At 66.7% G+C, this 8,002-nt stretch carries 9 protein-coding genes; all 9 read right to left on the bottom strand.

The genetic code is table 11. The features are described 5' to 3' along the window. Window positions 1-251 precede the first annotated feature (251 nt). The 9 genes from V3B48_RS01305 to fliD all read right to left on the bottom strand — a co-directional run bounded on the left by V3B48_RS01305 (window position 252) and on the right by fliD (window position 7,914). Window positions 252-668 carry a hypothetical protein gene (locus V3B48_RS01305; protein WP_329893018.1) on the bottom strand — a complete coding sequence of 139 codons (417 nt, stop codon included), beginning with the start codon at window positions 666-668 and terminating at the stop codon, window positions 252-254. A gap of 185 nt (window positions 669-853) precedes the next feature. Continuing rightward, window positions 854-2,359 carry a sigma-54 dependent transcriptional regulator gene (locus tag V3B48_RS01300; RefSeq protein WP_049421906.1) on the bottom strand — a complete coding sequence of 502 codons (1,506 nt, stop codon included), beginning with the start codon at window positions 2,357-2,359 and terminating at the stop codon, window positions 854-856. Beyond that, window positions 2,356-2,733: a response regulator transcription factor gene (locus V3B48_RS01295; protein ID WP_010485922.1), complete on the bottom strand. Its 378-nt coding sequence runs from the start codon at window positions 2,731-2,733 to the stop codon at window positions 2,356-2,358. Before V3B48_RS01295 ends, V3B48_RS01300 begins: the two co-directional genes overlap by 4 nt. A gap of 14 nt (window positions 2,734-2,747) precedes the next feature. Beyond that, the gene (gene rpoN, locus V3B48_RS01290) at window positions 2,748-4,157 is read right to left on the bottom strand and encodes an RNA polymerase factor sigma-54 (protein ID WP_329893017.1); all 1,410 of its coding nucleotides are present in this window, start codon (window positions 4,155-4,157) and stop codon (window positions 2,748-2,750) included. 285 nt (window positions 4,158-4,442) lie between these two features. Next, window positions 4,443-5,075 carry a response regulator transcription factor gene (locus tag V3B48_RS01285; protein WP_032970105.1) on the bottom strand — a complete coding sequence of 211 codons (633 nt, stop codon included), beginning with the start codon at window positions 5,073-5,075 and terminating at the stop codon, window positions 4,443-4,445. Between the two features lie 91 nt (window positions 5,076-5,166). After that, complete coding sequence (locus tag V3B48_RS01280; protein ID WP_010485910.1) at window positions 5,167-5,745, bottom strand: PilZ domain-containing protein; 579 nt, start codon at window positions 5,743-5,745, stop codon at window positions 5,167-5,169. Beyond that, entirely contained in the window at window positions 5,742-6,032 is a 291-nt protein-coding gene (locus V3B48_RS01275; RefSeq protein ID WP_125895720.1) for a hypothetical protein, read from the bottom strand. The genes V3B48_RS01280 and V3B48_RS01275 overlap by 4 nt, the downstream gene beginning before the upstream one ends. After that, window positions 6,029-6,448: a flagellar export chaperone FliS gene (gene fliS, locus V3B48_RS01270; protein ID WP_049398118.1), complete on the bottom strand. Its 420-nt coding sequence runs from the start codon at window positions 6,446-6,448 to the stop codon at window positions 6,029-6,031. Before fliS ends, V3B48_RS01275 begins: the two co-directional genes overlap by 4 nt. Window positions 6,449-6,573: 125 nt before the next feature. Further along, window positions 6,574-7,914, bottom strand: a complete 1,341-nt coding sequence (gene fliD, locus V3B48_RS01265; RefSeq protein WP_049421909.1) for a flagellar filament capping protein FliD — start codon at window positions 7,912-7,914, stop codon at window positions 6,574-6,576. Window positions 7,915-8,002 lie beyond the last annotated feature (88 nt).

Raw genomic sequence — 8,002 nt, 5'->3', positions numbered from 1 at the left:
GGATCGGTAGCGGGGGGGGGGGGGGGGCGGGGGCCCGCCCCCCCCCCCCCCCCCCCCCCTCCCCCCCCCCCCCCCCCCCCCCCCCCCCCCCCCCCCCCCCCCCCCCCCCACCCCGCCTTCGACAATGTCCTGCGATCTGACGGACGAGCATGAACTGCCCTTGGTGGGTGTCGACCTTGGTCGACACGCTCTGGTCGGCACGGGCTCTTACCCCATTGGAGGCGCCATTTAACCGGCGTCGGTTTTCTGGCCTATGGCTGCAGGGTCCAGCGGCCGGAATTCTGGCGCTGGCGGGGTGCGATGGGGCCGTCGTGCTGGGTGTAGATGAAGCGGCCCTGGTGGTCGGTCTGGCAGGCCAGCAGCAGGGTGTAGTGGGTAGGGCCGGCCGGGTGGGCTTCGGTCATCTGGATTTCCGCGATATGCGGGGCCAGGCGCTGGTAGCGGTAGCTGCCGCCGATGCGGAGGTCGGTGCCGAGGATGTCCAGCACGTACTGGCTGCCGGCAAAGCTGACCTGCACCATGCGTCCGGCATTGGGGTTGTCCGGTGCATACAGCGGGTCGCTGAGGTTGGTGAACTGGCGCTGGTCCAGCGTGGTGGGCAGGGTGCAGCCGGCGGCGCTGGCCAGGGGCGGGCAGAGCAAGGCGGCGAGCAGGGTGAGGCGATGCATGGTGGGACCTCGTTGGGATGTCCTTGCCATGCTCCGCACTGCGGCGGTGATGTCTTTAGGAAAACGTGCAAATGCAATGGGGTCAGATCTCTTTCCGCAGGAAAGGGATCTGCCCCCTGGTACTGGAAACACCAACGCCTGGGCTAACCCAGGCGTTCGTGCCCCCTTCATGCTGGTCGCGAGCTTCAGCCGGCCAGTTCGGCCTGCTCGCGTTCGATGCCGTACTTGCGCAGCTTTTCCACCAGGGTGGTGCGGCGCAGGCCGAGCAGCTGGGCGGCGTGGGCGACGACGCCCTGGGTGCGTTCCAGTGCTTCGTTGATCAGGCCCAGTTCGATGTTGGCCATGTGGTTGCGCAGGTCCATGCCTTCATCGGGCAGCGCCGCCGGTGCTGCGGCGCGATTGACGGCAATGCCGTGCTCCAGCGCCGGTTGGTTGCCGCCGCCCGGGGTGTGGAACGAGAAGCTGCGCAGGTCGAGGCGTTCTTCGCTGGCCGTCGGCTGTACCGGTGCCGGTGCGGCCACCGCTGCCAGTGCAGCGTCGCCACGGTAGCGGGCCGGCAGGTCCTGCACGCGCACCGAACCACCCGGATGCAGCACCGCCAGGCGCTCGACCAGGTTGGTCAGCTCGCGCACGTTGCCCGGCCATTCGTAGCCGGCCAGGGCCTGCAGCGCTTCCGGGGTGAAGCGCACTTCACCGCGGCCGGTGCGGGCCAGCTGTGCGGCGATGGTTTCCACCAGCGCCGGCAGGTCTTCGCGACGCTCGCGCAGGGCGGGCACGTCGATCGGGAACACGTTGAGGCGGTAGAACAGGTCCTCGCGGAACTTGCCCTCGGCGATGCGGGTTTCCAGGTCGCGATGGGTCGCAGCGACCACGCGCACGTTGCAGCGGATGGTCTGGTTGCCACCGACACGCTCGAAGCTGCGTTCCTGCAGCACGCGCAGCAGCTTCACCTGCATCGGCAGGCTCATGTCGCCGATTTCGTCGAGCAGCAGGGTGCCGCCTTCGGCCATTTCGAAACGGCCCTTGCGGGCGGTCAGTGCACCGGTGAAGGCGCCTTTTTCGTGGCCGAACAGTTCGCTTTCCAGCAGGTCGGCCGGAATGGCCCCGCAGTTGATCGCCACGAACGGGCCGTCGCGGCGCGGCGAACGCTGATGAATTGCGCGCGACACGACTTCCTTGCCGGTACCGGATTCGCCCAGCACGAGCACGGTGGTGTCGAATGCGGCCACCTGTTCGATCATCGTGCGCAACGCAGTCACCGCCGGACCGTTGCCGGTCGGGCCCTGGTCCTGGGCGGCGCCGGCCTGGTGCTCGGCGTCCAGGCGCTTGAGGCTGGCGCGGCGCAGCAGGGCTTCCATCTGCGCATGGCGCAGCGGCGTTTCCAGCGGCCAGATGTTGGCTTCGTGCAGGCCGTGCTGATGGGCAAAGGCTGCGGCATCACCGTCGGCCAGCAGCACCGGCGGCGGCAGGCTGCTGCCGCCCAGCCAGTTGTACAGCGCGGTGCTGGCAGCGGTGTCGTCCAGGCTGCCGACGATCACGGCCATCCAGTCGTTCTGGCGCTGGCGACCCAGGTCGAAGTCGGCCGCGTCGGAAACCCAGCGCGGGTTGAAATCCATGAATTCCAGCAGGGCAACGGTGCGCTCTGCACGCACGGCGTCGTTGTCCAGCACCAGGATGCGCGATTCGCTCACGATCGATCCTCCCTGAGGCCTTCCAGGATCGGCATGACTTCCTGGATGTAGGACAGCTTGCTGACAAAATTGTCGGCGCCAGCGCGTAGCGCGTGTTCGCGGTGCTCGGCGTCGTCGAAGTGGCTGGCGATCACGATGTACGGTGCATCGTCCTGCGACTTGATCAGGCGGGTGGCCTGCAGGCCGCCCATTTCTGGCATCGCCAGGTCCATCAGCACCACCTGCGGGCGCAGCGTTTCCGAGCGCTCGATCGCTTCCAGGCCGTTGCCGGCGCTGCCGACGATCTGCAGCCAATCGATCTTGCGGAAATGGCGCATCGCCGCGTTGATGAAGCCCTCGTGGTCATCGACCAGCAGGACCGTGAGCTTGTTCATGTCCAACATCCTTTTCAGCCCACCCGGGCCAGCTGCGGTTGCCTGGCGCCAAGCCGGCGCCGTTCACGGGCCGGGGCGATGTCCAGTTGTTCTCGGTATTTTGCGACGGTTCGGCGGGCAATGTTCACCCCCTGGCGCGACAGCAGGCCGGCGATGGCCTCGTCGGCCAGCGGCCGGCCGGCCGGTTCGGCGTCGATCAGGCGGCGGACCATGGCCTTCACGGCCTGCCCGGAGACGCTGGCGCCTTCCAGGCGCACGGCGAAGAAGTGCTTCAGTTCGAAGGTGCCGCGCGGGGTCTGCAGGAACTTGCCGGTGGTGATGCGCGAGACGGTGGACTCGTGCATGCCGATTTCCTCGGCCACTTCCTTCAACGTCAGCGGCGCCATGGCCTCCTCGCCACGCACCAGGAACGCGGCCTGGCGCTCGACGATCACCCGCGCGGTGCGCAGCAGGGTGTCGTAGCGCATCGACAGGCCGCGGCTGAACCAGCGCGCTTCCTGCAGCATTTCGCGCAGTGCCGGTGCGGCCTCGCTGGTCTCGGCCAGGGCCTGTTCGTACTGGCTGTTGATCGAGACGCGGCGGCTGGTCGCCGGATTCAGCGCCACCTTCCACTGGTCGTCGGCGTGCCAGGCGACCACGTCCGGCACCACCACGGCATTGCGTTCGGGCAGCAGGCTGTCACCCGGGCGCGGCTGCAGCGAGAGGATCAGGCGCACCGCCTCGCGCACGTCGTCGATCTCGGCATCGTGCTGGCGGGCGAGGGCGGGGTAGTCGTGCGCGGCCAGCGCGTCGAGCGCGCCATCGAGAATGCGTGCCGCCAGGTGGCGGGCGGGGACTACGCCGTGCAGGCTGCGCAGCTGTGCCTGCAGGCCTTCGCGCAGGTCCTGAGCGGCCATGCCGGCCGGCTCGCCATGCAGCAGCTGCTGACGGATGGCTTCCACGCCGTCGGCGGCGATGTCGAACTGGGCGCTGGCCAGCAGCTGCAGCTGGTCCAGCGGTGCCTGCAGGTAGCCTGCCTCATCGCAATGGTCCAGCCAGAAGGCGGCCACGGCCAGCTCGCGGTCATCCATGTCCAGCGACAGGCGCTGCAGCACGCGCAGCTGCGGGTCGCTCGATTCGCCGGCGGCGATGCGCGCCATGCGGTCGTCGTCGCCGTCCTGCCAGCTGGCGCCGGCCACGTCCCACATCGACGACTCGGGCAGCTCGTCGAAGGCGGCGATGTCCATCGTGGTGGCACTCGCTTCGGTGGCTTCGGCGGTGGGTGCTTCAGCCTCTTCGATCTCCAGCAGCGGGTTGGAGTCCAGCAGGCGCTGGATTTCCTGTTCCAGGTGCAGGCCATCGAGCTGCAGCAGCCGGATCGACTGCAGCAACTGCGGGGTGAGGTGAAGTTGTTGGCCCAGCTGGGCCGAGAGTGCAGCCTTCATCGTGGTTCCCCGGCACCGCTCCCCGGCGCCTTGTGGAACGCATCTTGCTTTTGATCCGGCGGGGGCGGAATCAGGGGGTTCCTGAGGGGCTTCGTGAATGTCCTGACAGGGTGTAGGGGTATTCCCTACATTGTCGCGGAATGTTGACGATGATCGCCGCTAAGTTGCTGATTTCCGGTGTTGGTGCCGGGTTAAGCGGGCTGCGCCGTGTACGGATTCCTGTCAGGGAGTGTCGGGGTGACGGGAATTCGTCGTCAGTGCGGATCTGGCCTCCTTCGCAGAGGATCACTCCAGCTCGTGCTGGTGGCGCGCGGCCAGCAGCAGCAGATCGTTGGCGCGGCGACAGCCCAGCGACTCCATCATGCGTGCGCGGTGGGTTTCCACTGTCTTGACGCTGATGCCGAGGTCGGCGGCGATTTCCTTGTTGCTTTCGCCCTTGCCGATGCGGCGCAGGATCTCGCGCTGGCGCGGCGACAGTGCGGCGATGCCGGTGGGTTTCTCTCGACCGAGCATCGGTGCCAGCATCTTGGCGGAGATCTGCGGGCTCAGGAACACCTGGCCGGCGTGCGCGGCACGCAGCGCCAGTTCAAGCTCCTGCGGTGCGGCATCCTTGACCAGGAACCCGACCGCACCGCGATCGAGTGCATCGCGCACGTGGGCGGCGTCGTCGTGCATGGTCATCATCACCACCCGCGTGCCGGGGGCGCGCAGGCGGATGTCGCTGAGGGCTTCCAGGCCGGTGCGGCCGGGCAGTGACAGGTCCATCAGGATCACGTCCGGGGCGTGCTGCAGGGCCAGCTGCAGTGCCTGCTCGGCATTGCTGGCCTCGGCGACGAGCTGCACGTCGGCAAACCCCTGCAGCAGCCGCGCCAGGCCGGCGCGGACCAGGGTGTGATCGTCGACGATGAGAACTCGCACAGGCACGTTGGAGGTCCGTGAGGGGAGTCCACCTTAACTTAGCTGAACGGGCGCGCCAAGGGCTGCCCATCCGGCGTCATGGTGGCAGGTTTCAGCGGGCGCGGCGTGCTTCGGCCACCTGGCGGCGATGCAGGCGGAACAGATGCCGCTCCATTGCCATCTCCAGGCCATCGCCAAGACGCTGGAAACGCAGCCACAGGTAGTGACCACCGCCACCGTCCGCCGCTTCGGCGATCACTTCCACGGGCAGGTCGATATGGTCAGGCAGCCAGTCGCTGGGCTGCAGACGCACCAGGCCGGCCTGACCAGGGCTGGCGCCGCTGCGCGGCCCCAGCTGCAGGCGGATGCCGCGGCGTGACCAGCGCACGGGGCGCAGCGTCAGTTCCTGGCCCTGCTGGCGTACCAGACGGCCGAGCAGCACCATCGCCAGATCCAGCTTGGCTTCCAGCCGCTGCAACTGCAGGCTGGACTCATTGCGGTCGTCGTGCTCGTCAACGCGACTGTCCTCGACCAGGGCCAGGCTGCGCAGCAGGCCTTCGGCACTGCTGGTGCGACCGGCGGCGCTGCCTGCCTGGAACTCGGCCGGCAAGGCCAGCTCGCAGCTGAGCGTTTCGTCGAACAGCTCGCTTTCGGCGGGGTGGTGCAGCGACGTGGTCGGCAATTGGGTCATGCGAGTGATTCTGCCTGCAGATAGGCATGCGCCGCGCGAAGGGAGCGGCCGGTGTGCTTCAGGTGAGCTGCGGCTTCATCGCGGAGGGAGATCATGCGCGCCAGTACGCGTTGCTGGTGGTCGCGCAACGCGAGGATGGCGGCATCACTGGGGCGCTCGACAACCAACGACAGGGCAGCCACGGCTTCCAGGTGCTCGGCCATCAGGCGTTCGCTGGTGTCGTGGTCCTCGCCCTCGAGGCTGGTTTCCAGCGTATCAAGGGCGTCGTGCATAGTCTGAAGGTTCATGGCGCCACCGCTTTGGTGACCTGGCGCTGGTCTGCCGGAATCGCGTTCCAGGCCGAGTCGATCTCCACCATCAAGCCCAGGGCTTCCTTCAGTGCGGTCGGATCGTTGTGCAGGTTGCCCTCGGTCAGGCGCATGATGACGAAGTCGTACAGTGCCGACAGATTGCCGGCAATCTCGCCGCCGGCTTCGTGATCGAGCGAGCCGTTGAGGTGGCCGACGATGGCGCAGGCTTCGCCGATGGCCTTGCCCTTGCGCGCCTGGTCATTCTGCTGCAAAGAGGCTTCAGCGGTGCGGATGCGCTCGCAGGCACCGGCCAGCAGCAGCGCTACCAACTTGTGTGGATCGGCATCGACGACCGAGGTGGTCACGCCGACTTTTCGGTACTGCTCGGCGAACTGCCGATTGGAACCGTACATAGGGGAAGTCTCCTGGAATGCCTGCCCATCCGCGTGGGTTGAGGGGTTCGGCACGGGTCTAACGGGTTATCGGCGCAGCCGGGGCTCTACTTGAGTACCGACTGCGCCGGAAAAATGCCTGGAAATCAGTTGCCGAGCTGCTGGATGAGCGAGCCGCCGGCCGATTGCATCTGCGTGACCATCTTTTCCATCGCGGTGAACTGCTTGGTGTAGCGGTCGGCCACCTTTTCCATGTTCTTGTCCAGCTCGTCCAGCTGCTTTTCCAGTGCCTTGATCTGCTTGTTCAAGGTCGCCGTACGCTGGGTGATCGTGCCGGTGGTCGCGTCCAGGCTGCTCTTCAGCAGTTCGGTCATCGGCTTGCCCAGCGCGCCCTCTGCACCGAACAGCTTGGTGGCGGCCTCCGGGTTCTTCGCCAGCGCGGTGTCGAGCTTGGCGCCATCAAGGCTCATGCTGCCGTCGGCGGCAATGGTGATGCCCAGATCCTTGAGGTCGTTGACGTTGGCACTCAGCTGGGCGCGCAGCTGCTGCTGCAGGCCACGGACCATGGCGTCGCCGGTCATGGTCGAGGCCGTGCGCGTCTCAGCGTTGTAAGCGCTGGAATTCTTCAACGTGGTCTGGATGCCGTTGTAGGCGGTGATGAAGGCCGTGAGATTGGTCTTCAGCGTGCTGTTGTCCGGAGTGACGGTCAGCGTCTGCGTCTCGCCTTCCTTCGCCTTGGTCAGGGTGAGACTGATACCGGGTACCAGGTCGGTGATCGTGTTGGAGCTGCTGGTGCGGGTGAAACCATCCACCACCACCACCGCATCCTTGGCGGGCACCATTTCGGTCATCTTCGATGCGGATGTGCCGTCATAGGCCAGCTCGGAGAGTCCGCCATTGCCGCCACTGGCGCTGACCTTCAACGCGCCCTTGCTGCCGGAATCAACGGCGGTCAATACCAAGTGCATGCCATCGTCGGCGGTCACCACGGCCGCGGTGACGCCCTTGCTCTCGGCGGCGGAATTGATCTCGGCTGCGATCTTCTCCATCGTCGCGCCGGGTTCGATGTTCACGCTGATGGACTTGTCGCCGTATGCGATCGTCAGCGTTCCGTCGCCAACCACGGCGTCCTTTGTATACGCCTTGGAGCTGAGCTTCTGGTTCTGTGCCAGGGATTTGACTTCCACCTGGTGGCTGCCCGCAGCGGCCTTGCCGGCGGTCGTGCTGGTGTCCAGGGTCGCAGTGAAGTTCGACTCGGTCGGCGTGCTGACTTTCAGGCCGGGGGTGGCCACACCCTTGACCAGGGTCTTCAGCGCGCTCTGCAGACCTGTCATTCCGCTTTTGATGGTGCCAAGCGCCGAAAGCTTGGCGCTGGCGGCAACACCCGCCGAGTTGATCTGCTTTTCCCGGGGCTCGCGTTCCTTGGCGGTCAGCTGTGCAACCAGGCTGGGAATGTCGAGGCCGGAACCAATCGTGCCGATGGCCATGAGGGGAATCCTTTTTCTTGGACGGGCCGGGCGGGTGTCCTGCACCTGCTATCGGCCTGGGAGGGGCGAGCTTGAGCGTGGAAACGCT

It is taken from the genome of Stenotrophomonas sp. SMYL20, assembly GCF_036320045.1.
GTDB classification, from domain to species: Bacteria; Pseudomonadota; Gammaproteobacteria; order Xanthomonadales; family Xanthomonadaceae; genus Stenotrophomonas; species Stenotrophomonas maltophilia_A.
Note: the sequence above shows the minus strand (reverse complement) of the source record. Positions and strands in the feature narration are given on the sequence as shown.

Excerpts from the sequence above, each read along its gene's own strand:
- V3B48_RS01280 (WP_010485910.1), bottom strand. The coding sequence starts at position 5,745 with ATGACCCAATTGCCGACCACGTCGCTGCACCACCCCGCCGAAAGCGAG.
- V3B48_RS01275 (WP_125895720.1), bottom strand. The coding sequence starts at position 6,032 with ATGAACCTTCAGACTATGCACGACGCCCTTGATACGCTGGAAACCAGC.
- fliD (WP_049421909.1), bottom strand. The coding sequence starts at position 7,914 with ATGGCCATCGGCACGATTGGTTCCGGCCTCGACATTCCCAGCCTGGTT.
- V3B48_RS01305 (WP_329893018.1), bottom strand. The coding sequence starts at position 668 with ATGCATCGCCTCACCCTGCTCGCCGCCTTGCTCTGCCCGCCCCTGGCC.
- V3B48_RS01295 (WP_010485922.1), bottom strand. The coding sequence starts at position 2,733 with ATGAACAAGCTCACGGTCCTGCTGGTCGATGACCACGAGGGCTTCATC.
- rpoN (WP_329893017.1), bottom strand. The coding sequence starts at position 4,157 with ATGAAGGCTGCACTCTCGGCCCAGCTGGGCCAACAACTTCACCTCACC.
- fliS (WP_049398118.1), bottom strand. The coding sequence starts at position 6,448 with ATGTACGGTTCCAATCGGCAGTTCGCCGAGCAGTACCGAAAAGTCGGC.